We start from the raw sequence: 17,899 nt of genomic DNA on the forward strand, positions 1-17,899 counted from the left end.
GGGCTATCTGGGTGACGCGCCGGGAGTGAATCGCCATGCCAAGGCACATTGTTTCGTTACAGAATTGCAGCGAGTTTCGGCAGACCTTGGAAGCGCGGCCGCCGGTTTTGTTGCACGCGACCGCCGCGCTGGCGATGGCGGCGATCGGCGTTGCGCTGGTGTGGGCCGCGCTGACCCCGGCGACCTTGGTGGTGCGTTCGACGGGGCGGGTGCGGCCTGTGGCGCAAACGGCGCCGGTCTTTGCGCCGGCGACCACCAAGGCCGATCTACGGATCGCGCGGGTGCTGCACCGCGAGGGAGATCGCGTGGCGCGGGGCGCGCCGCTGGCGGTGCTCGATACGCAGCGCTTGGAAAACGACGTGGCGCGGCTGACGCGCACGATCGCCACCACCGACGCGGAGCTGGTCAAGCTGGACGAACTGGCCGAGCGGTTGACCACGCAATTCGCCGCGGCCGAGGCCAAGGCGCAGGCCGAGCTTGAGCAGGCGACGCGCGAGATCGAGCGAACCAAGACATTGCGCGAGAGCGAAGCGCGGCGCATGGAAGCGGAATTGACTGCCGCCCGCGACCGGCATGAACGCAATTTGAAACTGGCGGCGACCAACGCCGTGACCGCGGCGACTGTGGTGGAAGGCGAGAGCAAGCTGCGCGAAAGCGAGGAGAAGTTGGCGACCGCGCGGCTGCCGGTGGACGAGAGCAAGCGCGCCGTGTTCGAGCGGGCATTGGCGCTGGTGGGCGAGGATCATCAGGTCAAGCTGGCCGAACTCGACGCGCGGCGGGTGGCCAAGCGCGGCGAGCGGGCCACCGCCGAGAAAGACCTGGCGAACTTGACGCTCGAACTCGAACAGGCCACGCTGCGCGCGCCGATCGACGGCGTGGTGACCAAGGGACGCTATCGCGTCGGCGATCGGATCGAGCCGGGCAAGGCGGCGTTTGAACTGGCGGCCGACGACGCCTATTGCTTCGAGGCGGCGGTGGTCAGTGAAGACGTGGGGCGATTGCGGCAACAGATGAAGGCGCGGGTCAAGTTCGACGCCTTCGACTTTCAGCGCTACGGCACGCTGGCGGGGGAGGTGTCGTTCATCTCGCCCGACTCGACGCTGCTGACCGAGCCGGCGGGGCGCGGCACGGTTTACGTGGTACGGGTGCGGCTGACGGGGCGCGAGTTGCGGCGGGGCGAGCTGCGCGGCGCCATTAAGCTAGGAATGGCCGGAACGGTGGAGATCGTCACCGATCGGCAGAGCGTGCTGATGGTGCTGGTGCGGCGGATTCGCTCGTCGATCAGCCTGGGTTAGCCGACGGCCTATTGCCGGATGAGCCACAACTCCGAGACCTGGCTGCCGCGGCCATTGTCTCCCAGACCGGGCTCGCGACTCCAGGAGAGTTCCAGCACGCCGTCGGCGGTGGCCTCGGCGGGGACATCGAACTCGATGGGACGCACCGGAAAGGGCTTTTGCACGAAGGGGTGCACCTCAAAACGCTCGTCGGCCACCAGGCGAATCATTTTGCGCAGCCCATCGCCGGCATAGACGACGCGGAGGCGATAGCGGGCGGCGGGATCGAGATTTTCGTAGCGAGCCTGGAGCGGCTGTTCCAATAGCGTCTCGGCATGATCGATCCACGAGTGGCGCCAGACGCCGCCGCCGGCGTTGTCTTCGTCGATGCCCTCGTCGAAGCCGACGTGCGACGAAAGGAGCGAGGCGGGATCTTCGGCAAACGGCAGGCCGCGCACCAAGTGTGGCTGCGCGGCGGTATCGCCAAAGTCGTCGTAGAATCCGCCCGGACCGGGATTTTTCCAATCGACGATCTTGCGAATCGCTGCGAGTTGCTGGTCGGCCGCGCCGAGCGAGCGAATCACCGCGAACTGCTCGACTAGCCAGCGGCGGTTGTTGAGCGGAAAGTCGAGCGTGTCGAGCGTGGCGCCGCGATCGACGTCGATGGCGCCGTACTTCTCGACGCTGGTCTGCATGCGAATCGATTGCCACAAGTCTTCCGCCAGCGCGTAGACGCGATCGCGCAGGTCGGTGGCGACGTGCTCTTGATCGGCGCGGGCAAGCGACTGTTGGGCGGCGCCGAGCGCGGCTTCGATCGATTCTGGTTTAGCGGAGCGCAAGGCGTCGAGCGCGGCGGCTTCGAGGTCGGTTTCCCAGAGCAAGCGGCGGCGGACATAGGCGTCGTAGTAGGCGCGATAGAGCGCCTGTTGAAAGCGCCAGTTGCCGCGCAGCTTGGCGTCGGCCGCGCGCTCCAGGTCTTGCGCTTGCGCCAGTGTGACTTCGACCTGCTGGTTGGTGGCCAAGGGGCCTCGCCAGTTGCGCTCTAGCGCCATCAGGAGTTGGGCGAAGGCATCGCGCTGGGCATGGCCGATGAAGTAGCCGCTGTACTCGCGGAGGATGTCGATCGGGGGGCGATCGTCCCAGCCCAGGCCGCTCCAGATGAACTTGTTGACGTCGTCGTTGCAGCCCTCGGAGTAGGTAAGAAATCCGATGGTATGCGGTTGCAACAAGCGGAAGATGGCCGCCTGATCGACCGGTCGCGGATTGACGCACTCGCGCCCCGAGGTGACGGCGTGCGCCACATCCCAGTCGGGCACCGGGTACTGGCACTGGCGGCTGTGGGTGATGTCGGGGTAGTGGCGGATGGGATATTGCTGTGGCACGAGGGACCGCAATTCCGGCAGGCCGACGCGCACCTGCGGGCCGAACACCACCCCGGCCAACCACTTGGGTTGCTCGTTCTTGAGGATGGCGATGAACTCGTCGAGCCACTCCTGATTGAAGCTTTGCGGCGAGACCCACATTTGGGCCTGGGGGTGCTTCACTCGCAGCCGGGCGGTTTGCTTTTCCAACAGCGGCATCAGGTATTTGGGGCGCGTGCGGCCGGGGTCGCCACCGGGGACAAAGATGGCGTCGATCCGCGGCACGGCGTCGAACACGCGGCCCCACTCCTCGATCGCCGCTTCCACCGTGCGCGGGTTGTCGTAGTCGCGGTCGAGCGCGGGGTACCAGATCCAGACATCCAGGCCATAGTCGTCGCAGATGCGCGACATGCCCGCCATCATTTCCAATTGCGGCCTGGGAAAATGGGGACTGGTGGGGTCGTCGTCGGTGCGCGGCGGGACCAGTTCGATGGCGTTGGCGCCAAAGACCGCCAGATCGCGAATGTATTGGTCCCAGACCGGCAAGTCCCAGGCGTCGTAGGCGTTGGTCTTGGGGCGATAGCCAAGCTGATGGCCGCGCAAGGAATAGCGCGGCGCCGAGTAAAGATCGGCCACGGCGTTGAGTTCGACCTTGCCGGCCTGCATGGCGAGCGCGCGCAAGAGGTGTCCCACGCCAAAGAGCAGGCCGCGCTCGTCGTCACCCGAAACGATGACGACGGGGCGCTGGTGATGCTCGCGCGACACTAGACGAAACGCCTCGGGGCGCCGCGAGCTGAGCCGCGCCAGTTCCTCGGCGAAGGGACCGGCAAACGATGGGGCTGCGTCGATCTCGCCCAGCGCGATCACGGGGGCGTCGCCGTCAGGCCAGGTGGTGGCAATCTGCCAGCGGACGCCGGTTCGCTTGTCGACTTCTTCGACGAGCAGCGCCGCCGCTTTTTGGTTGCGCGCTGACGCTTGGGGCGAGACAACCACCGTGGCGGTCGTCAGATCGACCGCAGCGACGGTGGGGGCGAGCAACAGAGAAATCACAACGGCCAGAAGCGTCTGCGGTTTTGTCATTCAGAATCCCTAACTGTTGTATCATGCATAATGCGTTTAGCATGTTCGGTAGTTTGTTTAGAAATCGTTGCGCTCAAGCTCTGAACCGACACTTTAGGCGGCTTCGACATACTCATGCAAACACGTCCCAGAGTCAAAATCTGTTGCATCAAGTCTCCCCTGGAAGCGAAGCTGGCCATTGATTGCGGAGCGTCGGCATTGGGCTTGGTTTCGTCCATGCCAAGTGGCCCCGGGGTGATTTCGGAGGAGACAATTGCTTTGATTGCTGGCGTGGTGCCGCCGCCGATCGCTAGCTTCCTCCTCACGAGCGAGCATTTGGCGGAGGCCATCATCGCGCAGCAGCGCCGCTGTCGCACGAACACACTACAACTTTGCGATCACTTGCCCGCGACGGTCTATTCCCGCCTCCGTTCTGAGTTGCCGGGGATCTCGCTGGTTCAAGTCGTCCATGTGACCGGTCCGGAGTCGTTGGATTACGCGGTAGCCGCGGCGGCGCATGTGGACGCGTTGCTGCTCGACTCCGGCAATCCGGGGCTCGCTGTCAAGGAACTTGGCGGCACCGGGCGCGTTCACGATTGGACATGGAGCCGCCGCATCCGGGATGCCGTCGGCATACCGCTCTTTCTGGCGGGTGGGCTAACCGCGACCAACGTCGCTGATGCCATATCCGCCGTCGAGCCGTTTGGCCTCGACCTGTGCAGCAGCGTCCGTACCAACGGCGACCTCGACGCCGTCAAACTTCGAGCATTCTTTGCCGCCATTCCCAAGGGCGCCGCCTAACTCGCGTGTGGCAGCGATCCGCCAGACAGGTGCGGCGGCGGTCGCAGAGCTTGATCGATGGGCTACGGCGTGACGTCGTACTATTCTTGTTTGCGGCCTAGGATGCTTCTTGGGTTTGATTTCGCCGCTGGTGGGCGTTTAAGCGCGGGTGAATTGTGCGGCATCTAGTTTCGCCTGCCCGCGCGGTCGGGCTTGACGTTGGACTCGCCGGTCATCAACCGCACCTTGAAGCCGAGTGACTGCGACAACGCGACCATCTCTCCGAGGATATCGCCGTAGGCCACGGCGATGTGGTTGCTGTTGTAGTGGGCCATGATCGTTTCCCACGAGCAGCCGAGATCGGCGGCCATGAAGGGCCACTGCCGCGTGGTGCCGTTCCACCAGGCGTCGCGCACCTTGGGGGGGAGTTGCACCACCTCGCCGCGCCCCAGGTCCATCCACAGTTCACCCTCTTTGATGTGGGCGCGGGCCCAGGTCATCTCGCCTGCCAGGCTTTCGCCGGCGAAGGTGCCGCCGGGCACGGGGAAGTAGCCCTTGGGCTGGCGGTAGCTGTGAACCCCCTTGAGGGTGTCGGGATCGTGATTGAAGGCGTAGGCGCCGCACGATCCGCTGTTGAGGAGCACCCAGAGGAAGCGGCCCTTGTGCTCGGCGCCCCAGCGCACATCGTGGAACATGACGGCCTGATGCAACCCACGCTTTTTGAGGACGCGCTTCATCAATTCCATCGGGACCAGATTGCCTTGATCAGCCTCGGTGGAGGTGATGATGAGGTCGCCATTGCTCTCCGGTCGGCAAACGCTGTTGAGCAGCCCCTCGCAGAAATCGCTCGGCGGCAACAGCGGCAACAGGCCGAGTTGATATTGCCAACCGAGGCAATCGGCCTGGAACTCGTCGACCAGGTCGAGCACGGTGAGATACATGCGCAACTGCTCGCGGGTGGCCTCGGCGTTAAAGTCCTCGGCGCCTGGCTCCTGCCAATGGAATTTGACCCCGCGATCGACGCAGAACTTAAAGGCGTCGTCGATGCGCCGATCGGTGATGAAGCGGCCACGGCTGATGAGCCAGGCCTGATCGACCTTGTGCTCGGTGAAGCCGATGGGGTTGAGCAGACGCGGGCCAAAGTAGCCATTAATCATGCCCATCGAGGTGTCGCCCAGCATCAGCGCCAGAACGCGGCGCTGGCGCAATTCGGCCAGCACCTCGTCGGCGACGCGGGCGGCGTCGGTCGAGACGGGCGCCGAGTAGCGCAGTTCGCTGGCGGAGTAGGCTACGGCGCCGGTAGAGCACCACTCGTCGAGCCGCTCCATGAACTGGCGATCTTTGGTCCAGTTGGGGGCATCGGTCCAGATGCGCGAGTGCTGGCGGCCCACGCTCTCCAGGCAGGCGCTGGTGTTGAGCAGCGCGACCAGACCGGGCCAGGTGCCCGAGAAGTTGGAGGCGAGCAGTAGCGGATTCTGCTTGCCGACCACGCCATCGCAGGTATGGGGGCCATAGGTCCAGTGGCAGAAGACGCCGATCATGGGATCGTCGATGGGCCCAAGCTGTTCGATCGATTCGTGCGGCTTGCGGAGAAAGCTGCGAATGACCTTGGGGCGGCGGCCAAGCTTTTTGAGCGCTTCGGTAAGCTGCTCGGTGGTTTCGCGCACTTGCGGCGTGGCGAGTTGATTGGGCTCGGCGCGGTAGTCGCCCGGCCAGAAGACGACGACGTTCTTGGACATGGACTCACACTCTCCGATAAGCGGGAAACAGAATCGGAAGTATGAGTTTGCGACGTGAATCGCCGGCCGTCTAGGGGCGGCAAGTTCGCGTCGCGCCTTTGGCGACGGCACGGCCTGGGTTGCAACGGGCCGCGCCCTGCCCCGTATCGCCAAAGGACGGTCACGAATGTTGCTGGCGCCTGCTTTGGTTATTGCGATGTGCCACTTGGGCCGCGCCGAACTGAGTCTGGCGGCCAAATTCGGTGCGTTGCCCCACAGGAGGTACGCCGCCGGTGGCGGCGCGTTGCGCGCTGTCGTAAAAAAATCTTTGAAAAGGAGAGCCGCTAGCCTTTGCCGCTTTGGTCGGAAGGCTCGTTGCCTTTGGCCGGCGCCGGCGCGGGGTCTGAAACCTTGCCCAGAAAGAGAATCTGGCCGGTAGCATTGTCGCGGATGGCAAAGACGAAGGGGCGATTGACGGCGACGACGGTGGGCTCGTCCTCCAGGCTCGCGCCAACCGCGTATCGAATGGCGGTGGCGGCAGCGGCCTCGGCGCCTGCTTCGTCGACGTTGATCCAGGTTTGATGCAGCACGTCGGAGATCATTAGCGGCTCGGCGGCGATGCCGGAGAAGTTGGCGCTGGTGGCGAAGGCGGCCGAGACGCCGAGCGACTCCAGCGGAGCTCGCAGATTGAGATGCGAACTGACGCGAAAGCGGGGAACCCAAAGAACGATATGGCTCGATTGGACCGCGGCCTGCCAGCGGTCGAACTTGGCTGGCGTAAGCTGGCCAATCCAATCGTTCAGCGGCGCCAGCCACGGCATGACGAGCAGCATGGTTTGCTTGCCGGCAAAGGGAATTTCGACAATCAACTCGTCCTTGGTTTGGGCAAAGGCCAGATAATCGTGCTTGCGCATCATCGGAACACGGCGATGGCGGTCGGGCGAGAGCAGGAAATCGCCGTCGTGCGTGTCGCGCGGATCGAACGGCGCCTCCCAACGACTCTTGAAATGGATTGCGGAGGTGAGCAGCAGTCGCGTGTCGGCGTCGATTGAATCTGTGGCGACGAGTCGGTCGATCCGTCCGGCGGTGGCCGACTGAATCCACTGGTTGATCGCGTCCGCAGCGCCACTGGGATCGGCCGCAAATGGCGCTCGGCCGATCTCGGCGTGATACGCGTCGGCAAGAAGGGCCGCGAAATCGGCGCGCGGCTCGAAGTCTTGCGCGGTCCACAGACGCGCGGCGCTGGTCAGCCGCGTGTGGTCGCCTTCGCCGGCGGGGCGAAGTCGATCGGCGAGCAAGGCCGACGCGCTGGCAATATCCTGGGGCGGTTGATCGAGATGCAGCGCCGCGGCCAACTGCGCGGCGGTGTCGCCGGCGGCGCCGGCGTGCGCCATGGCGAGCGCGGCGGCCACGTTATAGGGAGAAAAGACGACATTGCCGGGTTCGGCGGCTGCCAGGGATTGAAATAGCTGGCAGGCGAACTCGTTGTTAGCGGATACCAGCGCGGCGACGGCGGCGGGGTTTGGCGAGTTTGGCGGAGGGCTGTCATCTGCCTTGGCCGTGCCGGGAATTAGCAGCAACGCCATGCATAATAATTGTTTGCAGCTTTTCATGGAGATTCCTCTTGAACCGTTTGCGGCTAGCTCGCGTATAATGGTGGCACGCGCCCGGGGGATGTTACGGAGCGCGTGGGAGCGATCTGACAAGCAGCCGAGGCCTTTTCGATGAACTTTGGGTTCATCCATCGCGACAAGCATTGGCCAGCCCGCGCGGCATTTGCCGTGATGCTGGCAATCAGCCTGTTTGCCGGGCCGGTGTTGGCGTCGCTCTTGCCGTGCTGCTGCACGGCCCGCGCCGGAGAAATGGAGCACGCCGCCAAGGCCCACCAGGGCCCGGCCTGCTGTCATCCGGCCAAGGAAACAGAGCAAGCAACCTCGCCGGCGCCAGGTTGCCCCGCGCGCGGCGAGTCGGACCAGCCCGGTCGCTGCTGCTTTGTGAATAGCGATGACGCCGTGCGTGGCGAATCGCGCGCGACGGGAGTCGACGAATCGGCGCGAGCCTTAGTGGTCGCGCTGCCGCCCGTGGCCGACGACTCGCTAGATGTCGCGCTGGTGGCCGATTGGACGCGTCCCGATCTGGCGAGGGCGCTGGCCCCGCCTGTTTCGATTCTTTACGGCGTGTGGCGGAATTGACGCAAGCGCGAGTTTGTCGCTTTCGTCTGTTCTGATTCTCACACGCTTTATTTTCAAGGATCGAAACCATGAAACGCTTGTTTGCCATCGTGGCGCTCGCTTGCGCCGCGATCTTGATCACTGGCACGGCCCTATTGGCTTCTAGCGGGTCGGCCGCGAGCGGCTGCGCCTGCGTCGATTGCCAATGCCCGGATTGCGACGGCACGAGTTGCTCGTGCGAGACATGCGACTGCGGATCGTGTGGTTGCGCTAGCGCGCAGGCCACACAGCCGGCGGTGGCTACTGTCGCGCCGGCCCAATCGGCCGCAAGTTGCGGATGCACCGACTGCGCTTGCCCGGACTGCGATGGGCAGAATTGCAGTTGCGAGGTGTGCGGTTGCGGCACGTGCGGCTGCTCGGCCTAACGCCGCGGCAGGTTGACAGCTTCGAAGCCCGGGCGGCGTCGCGAGGCGCTGCTCGGGCTTTCGCATTTTATGGCGTCGAGGCGCCCCAGCGCGCGATTGCCAACAGCACCGTGCCGGCGAGGGCGGCGATGACGCCGGGGAGCAAGATGGGGCTTTCCAGCGGGCCCGCGTCGGCGCCGGCGAACGAGAGGAACATCATGGCAGGCGCGATCAACAAGAGCGCCGAACCGAGCATGCTGGCGCGCAGTCGCCAGCCGCTGACGGCCGGCGTCGCGAGCGCAGCCGCCAGATTGATGAGCCCGGTCATGAGGATGTAGATGTGCCGGCTGCGGAGCGCCACGCGCTGGTCGGGGGGCAGGTCGGGCATGGCGGGCGCGTGGTAGTCCATGTACTGGCCAGTGCCGAGGAAGGCCAATAGCGCCGCGGCGAAGACGAGCAGATGGAGCTTGCGAGACATGTCGGCCGGCCGAATGGTACGGGGGGGCGCCTCGCGGATAGGAAGCTGGCGGCGCGAGAAAGGTTCGCGGCGGGGCCGCGAGGCCGAGCAGCCAAGCGGCAATTGAAAGAAGTGCGGGAAACAGGACTTGAACCTGCACGACCTTGCGGCCACCAGGCCCTCAACCTGGCGCGTCTGCCAATTCCGCCATTCCCGCGAAAGGGCAAGATTTTCGAGTCTATCTTGCCCCCCGTCGGAGTCAAGGCGTTGGCGCGCGGCGTAACGGTAGCAAAAGACGGGAAAAACCTTGCCGCATATGGGAGGATAGTGCAGTTAACGTGGCGCCAGACTGACTGGTCTCGCCGCCCTTCTCCAACAATTGCCATCGGGCAGCAAAGCGGCGTGGATCATGAATACTCGACCGCCACGCAGGATCTACGACAGCGAGTTGCGCGAGTACGGATTCGAGATCGCTTCCGACGGCAACGCAGTGCATTGGCTCGGATTGGAAACGCGGCGGCGATGCCTGGTCTGCGGCGGATGGGCTATCGCTCACGCGCCCAGGTCAGAACAATTTACTTGCGTGAATTGTCTGCTTGAGCAGGCGTCGTTTCCGCCCCTGCCAGACTGATCCGCGCGACGACTTCAAACGTCGGCCGGAGTCGCTTTCGTTTATTCCCGCGGCACGCGCGTGCCGCGATAGACGCGGACCGGCGAGCCATCGGCGATGAAGGCCGAGGCGGGGGGGCCAGTCAGGTAGGGGGCGAACTCTTGGCCATAGAGCGTGGCGGGCTGGCAATCGAGCCGCGCGTCGCGCGCCGGGGCGATCCGCCAAGGAATATGCTCGACGGCGTACTCGAGCGCGCCGCCGTCGCGCTGCGCCGAGTAGCCCCAATAATGTTCGACGATGAACTGGTCGAGACTCTCGGGCAGCGGGAAGCGAGCGTCGCGCTCGGCGACGGCGGATAGACCTTCCCACGCTCCCCGGCGGCGCCACTGGTAGCAAAATTCGTCGCCCGCGCGGAGGGTGAACTGCGGCTCAGGGCAGGCCTGCCGCATGGGATAAGTGACGTAGCTCTCGTTGTACACCCACCGCGCCACCCACGAGACGCAGCGGCGGGCGACAATTTCTTTGAGAAACACCACGCCGCGGCGCAACTGGCCATCGACCTCGCGGCGCACGTAATAGCGCAGGTTCACTTCGGCGAAGCACCGGTGGCGCGGGATCGACCAGCCGCGGAGACGGGCGTCTTGAAACAGAAAGCCGACCACGCTCACGTAGCACTGCCCTTGAAAGGTGTCCAGCTCCAGCCCGCGCGGCACGCGCGGCGCCAGCACGGCGGGGTTGATCGTGTAGTTGAGCATGACCAGCGAGCGCCACTCGGCGGTGAGAAAGGGGCGCGGCGGGGGAGCGTCGGCCGGGGCGATTCGCGCGGGGCGATCGACGTCGACGCTGGTCAAGGGTTGGCTCCAATCGTGGGGGGGGCGGCGCCGCGCGCGGCGGCCTCGGGCCGTTGCTGGTTTTGGCGACGATCACTATAATTCTCGGCGACGCCCGGCGGAAAGCATCCTCCTGGCGTTTTTCAGTTTGCGGTTCGCGCCGGCGTTGTCGCCGGTTGGAGGGACCGCGATATGGCTTGTGATGGAGGAGGTCCGGCAGTGGCAATTCGCGTAGGCATCAACGGTTTTGGTCGCATTGGCCGGATTGTGTTTCGCATTTTGACCTCGCGCGCCAGCGAGTTCGAAGTGGTGGGCATCAACGACATCACCGACAACAAGACGCTGGCCACGCTGCTCAAGTACGACAGCACGCACCGCCGCTTTGCGGGCACGGTGACCTACGACGACGACAGCATCACGGTCAACGGCAAGCGGATTCGCGTGTTTGCCGAGAAGGACCCCGGCAAACTGCCGTGGAAAGAAGTGCAGGCCGATGTGGTGCTGGAGAGCACCGGCCTGTTCACCAGCCGCGCCAAAGACGGCAAGCCGGGCTACGACAGCCATCTGGCGGCGGGCGCCAAGAAGGTGATCATCAGCGCGCCGGCTTCCGACGCCCCCGATTTGACCTGCGTGCTCGGCGTGAACGACGACCAACTGACGCCCCAGATGAAGACCATCTCCAACGCCAGTTGCACCACCAACTGCCTGGCGCCGCTGGCCAAGGTGCTCAACGACAAGTTCGGCATCGAAAAGGGGCTGATGACGACAGTCCACTCGTACACCAACGATCAGCGCGTGCTCGATCTGCCGCACAAGGACCTGTATCGGGCGCGGGCCGCGGCGCTGAACATCATTCCCACCTCGACCGGCGCCGCCAAGGCGGTGGGTCTGGTGATTCCGGAACTGAAAGGCAAGCTCACTGGCATCTCGCTGCGCGTGCCGACGCCGACTGGCAGCGTGGTCGATCTGACCGTGGTGACCAAGAAGAACGTCAGCAAAGACGAGGTGAACGCCGCGATGCGCGAAGTATCGCAAGGGCGGATGAAGGGCATTCTGGAATACAACGAAGACCCGCTCGTCTCCAGCGACATCATCGGCAATCCGCACAGCTCGATCTTCGTGCCCGACTGGACCGAAGTGATCGAAGGCAACCTGGTGAAGGTGGTGAGCTGGTACGACAACGAATTTGGGTATTCGAGCCGCAGCGCGGACCTGATTGCCCGCGTGGGGAACATGTAAGCGCGCGAGGCGGCTACTTGCTGGCCGACTGAGTTAACTACTCACTGGCCGGTTGGGCTGCCCGCACTTTGTGGACCTGTTCGCGCGCGGCGCGGACGATGCGTTCTTCGACATCGGGCGCCCACGGCGACGGCAGGCCGTAGTAGACCATCGCGCCTCCTCCTTCGTAGCCGCCTTCGGCCAACACTCGGCGCGACGGGATATAGGCCATCACGTCGTTGGCGTAACCGGCGACCCAGGTCTTGGTCGGGTCAAGCTCGCTCTTGAGTCGCAGCGCGTAGTCGACCACCACCTCGCCCCCCAGATGGATGAGCGTAGGACCGTCGCCAAGTCGCCACACTTGCACGGGATAGGGGTAGTCCTTGTCGATGGCGCCTTGCGCGTCGAGCCGCGCGAGCAATAGCTTGGCGCGGCTAGCCTGATAGCGATCGCTCGACTTGGCGTCGCGATCCAGTTGTTCGCGGGTGGGAATCTCGGCCAGTTCGAGCGGTATCTCTTGATAGCTGGCGGCCAGATCGCCTTGGATGGGCGATTGTTTGCCGGCGATGGCCTGGTTGACCACGTCGGCCAACTGGCGGCCGTACTGGATGGCCAGTTCCACCTGGCGGCGGGGAAGCGGATTCTGATCGGCGCCGCAGCCCGCGAAGAAGAGCGCGGTGCAGCCAGGGTGATCCATTTCGAGGTCGGCCTGGGCAAAGCCAGGATAATCGCCGCACCACTGGTAACCATCGAGCACGGTGGCATGACAGGCGTAGCCAAACAGAATGGCGCGGAGCTTGTCGCCCGAGGTGACGGTGAGCACCGGCACATCGTGATCGAAGGGCCCCTTGATCTTGCCCTCGGCCAAGAGGCGGGGCACGTCGGCCTCTTTATTTTCGCGGCGATTGACCGCGAAGGTGGCCGTGCCGTGTGTCCAGGCGAGATGGGCGGGCGCCAGATCGGCGATGGCGTCGTTCACCAACCGCACCAGTTGCTCGCGCAAGCGCGAGGTGTAATCGCTCACCAGCCGGGCTTGCCGCTCATCGAGAAAGTACATGGCCAGGAGGGTGTCGCCGACGACCGGGCCGCTATGGGTGTGCGACGAGAGCAGCGCGCAGCGCTCGGGGGGCAGCTTGCACTCTTTTTCGATCGCCGCGCGCACCGACTTAGAAAAATCGCGACCGATGCCAACCAGATCGAGCGTGACAAAAACCACGCGCTCGCCATGCGGGTCTTGCAGCACCAATGCCTTGGCCCACAGGTCGTGCAGCTTTCCCTCGGCCGGATGATTGCGACTGGCGTAGCCCGACATCCACATGGGCTCTGACGGCGTAATTGCGACGCGGGCGATGCCGGCTTGCCAATCGTCGGCCTGTGCGATGGCGTTATAGCAGCAGGCAAATGGGACGAGCGCGAAGATGGCGCGGCGCGCGACGCGGCGGAAGCGAGTGCAGTTCATGCGGCGATCCTTGAGACTGACGAGCGTGGCGGCGGCGCCGCCAGAACTCGCGCCAGTTTAACGGATGAGCCGCATGTCCCCAAAATTGGGATAGAACGGAATGCGGATCGTCTTGCCGCGCAAATGGAGCGGGATGTTGTAGGCGGTTTCCCAGGCGTGCGGCCAATAGACGTAAAAGGCCTTGCCAATGATCAAATCGCGGTTGACAAAGTGTTCGCCCGGCCAGAAGCGGCTGTCGCCGCTATTGGGGCTGTTGTCGCCGAGCGCCAAGAACTGTTCTTCCGCCAGATCGAAATCGACACGGGCCAGCCGATTGTAAACGTCCCACCGCTCGGGGCTGGAATGAAACTCGGCCAACTCATGCGGCTCCAACTCAAAGATATAAGGATCTTGCTGAAAGTCGGTGAATAGCCGACTGGTGGTGGCGACGTAATAGATGTCGCGATCGACGCGCAACTGCTCGACAGCGACCTTGGCGCCTTGAACGCGAATTTGCGCGGGGGTCAGGTCGGCCTCAGTGGGGCGATGGTTGCCTAGCTCGGGATAGGTGGTGGGGGCGTTGAACTCCACCACGTCGCCATTGACCCAGAGGTGCAATTGATCGTCGACATTGGCGAAGCGCAGGTCGTACACGCCGGCGCCCTGGAGCGCGGTGTTGGCGGTGGGCTGGAAGTCATCCAGTCCAGAGATGGAAAGCGTGGCCTTGCCGGTGGCCAGGTCGATGCGGGCTTGCATTTCGCGCCCGCCTTCGATGAGCACCAGCGCGATTTGCCCCTTGTCTGACTGCACGTCGAAGCGGCCAGCCAGCGAAAGATCGCCCACCCAATGCAGGCCCAGCGAGCGCGGCTCGGGCTCGCCGGCGGCGGCCTGATCGGCGGCCGTGTTGTAAGCGCAAAAATCGGTGATGAGTTGCGGATCGACGACAAAATCGGCGGGGAGCTTGCCCTGGTTCAGGTAGCGCCAAGCCTCGGCGTCGGGGGGCAGATGGCGATAGCCGAGCACGGCCTGGCCGCCAGTGGCGTCGACCGCGAAGGCGCCGCCATCATGGCCTTGCCATTGGGGCGCGGCGTCGGCGGCGACATTTTGCCAACGCTGGGGCCAACCCTTTTCGCGCAGTTCTGGCAGCGAGTAGCTTGTGTCGTACACCGGTTGCAGCGTGGCCAGCACCTTGTGCGCTGGTTTGCTCTGGATGGCGAACGCGCTCTTGCCGCGCGGGCTGGTGTAGATGTTGCCGCGATGGATGCGGACCTTTTCGTTCGGCAGGCCGACGATGCGCTTAATGTAGTTGATGTTCGCGCCGAGCGGATACTTGAACACGGCCACGTCCCAGCGCTCGGGATCGTTGACCACATACGGCGCTTTGCTGACCCAGATACGGTCGCCGCTATACGAATAGGGATGCTCCGCCGGCAGCGCTCCGGATGGCTCTTGATGCGGATCGACCCAACAGGTGTAACGGCAATTGGGGCAGGTGGTGGTTTGGGCATAGATCGGCTTGCCCACCAGGTTGCGCAGCCGGACGCCGTTTTCGCCGGGACGGAGGTATTGCTGCAGCATGTACTGATCGAAGTGGCGAGGGCGGCCAAAATCGTCGACCTCGAAGCTGACCCCGGCCTCGTAGGGAAAGCCGCATTTGGGACACTCCACGTCCTTGTTGCGGCCCATCAACGTGGGGCCCATCGAACCGGTGGGTATCTCGAACGCCTCGGCCTCGAAGGTGCGGAACAGGAACGCCAGGATCAGCGCGATGATGATCGACTCGATGGTCTCGCGCGTGCCGTCGGGCTTGGGCGCCGTGTTTGCGTCCGCCGCGGCGGCGCCGCTGGCTGGCGACTCGTTCTTGCGTCGCTTGGCGGGGTTCTTTTTGTCGCTCATCCGGCAGTTTGGGTTGAGAAAGAGGTGCGAAAGCGGGCGAGCTCGCCGCGTGCTGTTTTTTACCCGGCATGGCTGCGCCGGACAACGGCCAAGCGCGCGCCGGCCCTGTGGGTAATTCGCCGCTCAGGGCGAAAGCTTGGCCATTTGCGCGCCCGCCGTCGGCGCGGCAATTGCTATCATGGGGGCGGATTTCACACCATGGGAGACAATATCTAGTGCGCGCCGTGATCTTTGACCTCGATGGGACGCTGGTCGACACCGTGTATGGGCATGTGTTTGCGTGGATGCGGGCGTTCCACGACGCGCAAATGGACATCGATGGTTGGCGGATTCATCGCCGGATCGGCATGAGCGGCGGTCTCTTCGCGCGGGCGGTGGCGCGCGAGTTGGGCCGATCGTTGACCGACGCGCAGTTCGCGGAGTTGGAGCAATCGCACGCGCGATACTTCGCCGAGTTTCTGCCGTATCGCCAACCACTGCCGGGCGCGGTCGAATTGCTGGGCGCCTTGCGCGATAACGGCGTAATTTATGGCATCGCAACGAGCGGGCGGCGCCCCGACATCGACGAATCGCTGCGCGTGCTGGGGATCGGCGACGACGTTGTGGTGGTGCAGCGCGGCGATGTGGCTCGGGCCAAGCCGGAGCCCGATCTGTTTTTGGCTTGCCAAGGCCGCCTGGGCGTGCCGCTGTCGGAATGCTATGTGGTGGGCGACGCCGTGTGGGATCTGTTGGCGGCGCGGCGGGCGGGCATCTTGTCGATTGGCCTTTTGAGCGGCGGCTATGGGCAAGACGAGTTGTTCCGCGCGGGGGCGTTTCGGGTGTTTCGCGACCCGGCCGATTTGGCGAGCAGCCTGCACGAATTGGGGCTGTGGTAGCCAATTGGGGCGCCGAACATAGCGTTTGTGACGTTCGGCGCGGCGCCAGTGTGCGGAACCGCCACAGCGCTAAAAAATTTTCACCTTGCGATTTGCACGATCGTGACTGCGACCTAGTTTCGTAGTGGAGGGGCAAACAATCGCAAACACACTTACCCGGTCGGTAACGTCATGAAGAAGCGTCGCGGATTCACTCTGGTCGAGCTGGTTGTGGTGATCATGATCCTGGGAGTGCTGTCGGCGGTCGCCGTGCCGCGACTCTTCAGCACCACCAAAAGCGCGACGGACGGCGCGATGCGACAAACGGTGTCGTCGCTACGCGGCGCAATCGAACGGTACGCCGCCGACCACAATGGGCAACTACCCGGCAGCGACGCCTCGGCCACCACGTTCAAGACCGACTTGGCGCCGTACTTGCGACCCGGTCAGCCGTTTCCCAAATGCTCGGTGGGCGCCAAGAACGCCGATATCCGCATCGAGACGGCGGGCACCGTTTTGACGGGCGACGCCTCGCCGACGCAGGGCTGGGCCTACGACAACAAGTCGGGACAATTCATTGTGAACTCGAGCGCGGTGTCGAACGACGGCACGACGCTGTATCACGACTTTTAATCCGGCCGCCCGGAGTTCCGGGCAGGTTGGACCCCTTGGGGCAGTGAAATCTTCGCAGTGGCGGCCGGGTTGCCAAAGCAATCCGGCCGCTTGCGTTTTTGGCGCCAGCCGGGCAAACAAGCTGTTCGCGGCCAGTTGCTAACGGTAAGCTATCGGCCGAGTGCGGGCAGTGGTCCCGCGCCGGCTGAATCTGCGAGGGCTCTTTGCCGTGACTGCCGCTTCGATCGCCGTGGTGTTTGGTTTGTTCCTGCTCCTGATCGGGGGAGTGATCCTGATCGTGGCGCTGATCTATGGGCCGATCTGGTTCCAGGCGTTCATGTCGAACGCGCGGGTGAGTTGGTGGAGCCTGATCGGCATGAGCATGCGGCAGGTCAACGCGCGGGTGATCGTGCAATCGAAGATCATGGCCATGCAGGCGGGCATCGGCAACGATCCGCACACGGGCATCACCACACGGCGGCTGGAGGCGCACTATCTGGCCGGCGGCAACGTGCCGCATGTGATTCGCGCTCTGATCGCCGCGCACCGGGCCGACATCGATTTGGATTTTGATCGCGCGGCCGCCATCGACCTGGCGGGGCGCGACGTGCTGGAGGCGGTGCAGACCAGCGTCAATCCCAAGGTAATCGACTGCCCCGACCCGCGCAAGAGCGACCGCAACACCTTGAGCGCCATCGCCAAGAATGGCGTGGAGTTGCGGGTGAGGACGCGGGTGACGGTGCGCACCAACATCGCCCAACTGATTGGCGGCGCCACCGAAGAGACGATCATCGCCCGCGTGGGCGAGGGGATCATCACGTCAATCGGTTCGGCGGCGAACCATTTGGAGGTGATGGAAAACCCCGATCGCATCTCCAAGGCGGTGCTTGCGCGCGGTCTCGATGCGCAAACCGCGTTTGAAATTGTGTCGATCGACATCGCCGACATCGACGTGGGAGAGAACATTGGCGCGCGGCTGCAAGCCGACCAGGCCGAGGCCGACATGCGCGTTGCCCGCGCGCGGGCCGAGGGTCGCCGCGCCGAGGCAATCGCCTGCGAGCAGGAGAATCGCGCCACGGTGATTGAGAACCGGGCCCGCGTGGTGCTGGCCGAGTCGGAAGTGCCGAAGGCGATGGCCAACGCGTTCCGCAAAGGCAACCTGCATGTCGAGGCTTCGCGGCCCCCGGGGCCAGGGAACGGCAAACCGGCTTAGCGCC

At 64.3% G+C, this 17,899-nt stretch carries 14 protein-coding genes and 1 tRNA gene; 7 read left to right on the forward strand and 8 right to left on the reverse strand.

Features of this window, described 5'->3' with window-relative positions:
• Nucleotides 1-35: 35 nt before the first annotated feature.
• Nucleotides 36-1,295 carry an HlyD family efflux transporter periplasmic adaptor subunit gene (locus K1X71_01720; GenBank protein MBX7071840.1) on the forward strand — a complete coding sequence of 420 codons (1,260 nt, stop codon included), beginning with the start codon at nucleotides 36-38 and terminating at the stop codon, nucleotides 1,293-1,295.
• A gap of 8 nt (nucleotides 1,296-1,303) precedes the next feature.
• Here the strand turns inward: K1X71_01720 and K1X71_01725 are convergent, their stop codons facing one another.
• Nucleotides 1,304-3,715: a hypothetical protein gene (locus tag K1X71_01725; protein MBX7071841.1), complete on the reverse strand. Its 2,412-nt coding sequence runs from the start codon at nucleotides 3,713-3,715 to the stop codon at nucleotides 1,304-1,306.
• A gap of 114 nt (nucleotides 3,716-3,829) precedes the next feature.
• Here K1X71_01725 and K1X71_01730 point away from each other — a divergent pair, with 114 nt between their 5' ends.
• Nucleotides 3,830-4,495, forward strand: a complete 666-nt coding sequence (locus K1X71_01730) for a phosphoribosylanthranilate isomerase (GenBank protein ID MBX7071842.1) — start codon at nucleotides 3,830-3,832, stop codon at nucleotides 4,493-4,495.
• Nucleotides 4,496-4,659: 164 nt separating this feature from the next.
• On the opposite strand, the gene K1X71_01735 is transcribed toward K1X71_01730, so the two are convergent.
• Both K1X71_01735 and K1X71_01740 read right to left on the reverse strand, forming a co-directional pair.
• Nucleotides 4,660-6,213, reverse strand: a complete 1,554-nt coding sequence (locus tag K1X71_01735; GenBank protein ID MBX7071843.1) for a hypothetical protein — start codon at nucleotides 6,211-6,213, stop codon at nucleotides 4,660-4,662.
• Between the two features lie 323 nt (nucleotides 6,214-6,536).
• Nucleotides 6,537-7,778, reverse strand: coding sequence for a hypothetical protein (locus K1X71_01740; protein MBX7071844.1), 1,242 nt, complete (start codon nucleotides 7,776-7,778; stop codon nucleotides 6,537-6,539).
• A gap of 138 nt (nucleotides 7,779-7,916) precedes the next feature.
• On the opposite strand from K1X71_01740, the gene K1X71_01745 reads away from it, so the two are divergent.
• A complete protein-coding gene (locus K1X71_01745) occupies nucleotides 7,917-8,384 on the forward strand; it encodes a hypothetical protein (protein MBX7071845.1) in 468 nt (155 codons plus the stop codon).
• 471 nt (nucleotides 8,385-8,855) lie between these two features.
• Here the strand turns inward: K1X71_01745 and K1X71_01750 are convergent, their stop codons facing one another.
• The 3 genes from K1X71_01750 to K1X71_01760 form a co-directional block, all read right to left on the reverse strand.
• Nucleotides 8,856-9,245, reverse strand: coding sequence for a hypothetical protein (locus tag K1X71_01750; GenBank protein ID MBX7071846.1), 390 nt, complete (start codon nucleotides 9,243-9,245; stop codon nucleotides 8,856-8,858).
• A 112-nt stretch (nucleotides 9,246-9,357) separates the two neighbouring features.
• A tRNA-Leu gene (locus tag K1X71_01755) sits at nucleotides 9,358-9,441 on the reverse strand.
• 455 nt (nucleotides 9,442-9,896) lie between these two features.
• Complete coding sequence (locus K1X71_01760) at nucleotides 9,897-10,589, reverse strand: DUF2071 domain-containing protein (protein ID MBX7071847.1); 693 nt, start codon at nucleotides 10,587-10,589, stop codon at nucleotides 9,897-9,899.
• A gap of 294 nt (nucleotides 10,590-10,883) precedes the next feature.
• On the opposite strand from K1X71_01760, the gene gap reads away from it, so the two are divergent.
• Complete coding sequence (gap, locus tag K1X71_01765; protein ID MBX7071848.1) at nucleotides 10,884-11,903, forward strand: type I glyceraldehyde-3-phosphate dehydrogenase; 1,020 nt, start codon at nucleotides 10,884-10,886, stop codon at nucleotides 11,901-11,903.
• A 37-nt stretch (nucleotides 11,904-11,940) separates the two neighbouring features.
• Here gap and K1X71_01770 read toward each other — a convergent pair whose 3' ends face one another.
• Both K1X71_01770 and K1X71_01775 read right to left on the reverse strand, forming a co-directional pair.
• Nucleotides 11,941-13,341, reverse strand: coding sequence for a neutral/alkaline non-lysosomal ceramidase N-terminal domain-containing protein (locus tag K1X71_01770; protein ID MBX7071849.1), 1,401 nt, complete (start codon nucleotides 13,339-13,341; stop codon nucleotides 11,941-11,943).
• 57 nt (nucleotides 13,342-13,398) lie between these two features.
• Nucleotides 13,399-15,216 (reverse strand): S26 family signal peptidase, encoded by a 1,818-nt coding sequence (locus K1X71_01775; GenBank protein MBX7071850.1) that lies wholly within the window; start codon nucleotides 15,214-15,216, stop codon nucleotides 13,399-13,401.
• 224 nt (nucleotides 15,217-15,440) lie between these two features.
• On the opposite strand from K1X71_01775, the gene K1X71_01780 reads away from it, so the two are divergent.
• From K1X71_01780 to floA, 3 genes are all read left to right on the forward strand, one after another.
• Nucleotides 15,441-16,091 (forward strand): HAD family hydrolase, encoded by a 651-nt coding sequence (locus tag K1X71_01780; GenBank protein MBX7071851.1) that lies wholly within the window; start codon nucleotides 15,441-15,443, stop codon nucleotides 16,089-16,091.
• Between the two features lie 171 nt (nucleotides 16,092-16,262).
• The gene (locus K1X71_01785; GenBank protein ID MBX7071852.1) at nucleotides 16,263-16,703 is read left to right on the forward strand and encodes a type II secretion system GspH family protein; all 441 of its coding nucleotides are present in this window, start codon (nucleotides 16,263-16,265) and stop codon (nucleotides 16,701-16,703) included.
• Between the two features lie 223 nt (nucleotides 16,704-16,926).
• The gene (floA, locus tag K1X71_01790) at nucleotides 16,927-17,895 is read left to right on the forward strand and encodes a flotillin-like protein FloA (GenBank protein MBX7071853.1); all 969 of its coding nucleotides are present in this window, start codon (nucleotides 16,927-16,929) and stop codon (nucleotides 17,893-17,895) included.
• Nucleotides 17,896-17,899: the final 4 nt, after the last annotated feature.

The sequence above is a fragment of the Pirellulales bacterium genome, from assembly GCA_019694455.1.
Classification (GTDB): Bacteria; Planctomycetota; Planctomycetia; order Pirellulales; family JAEUIK01; genus JAIBBY01.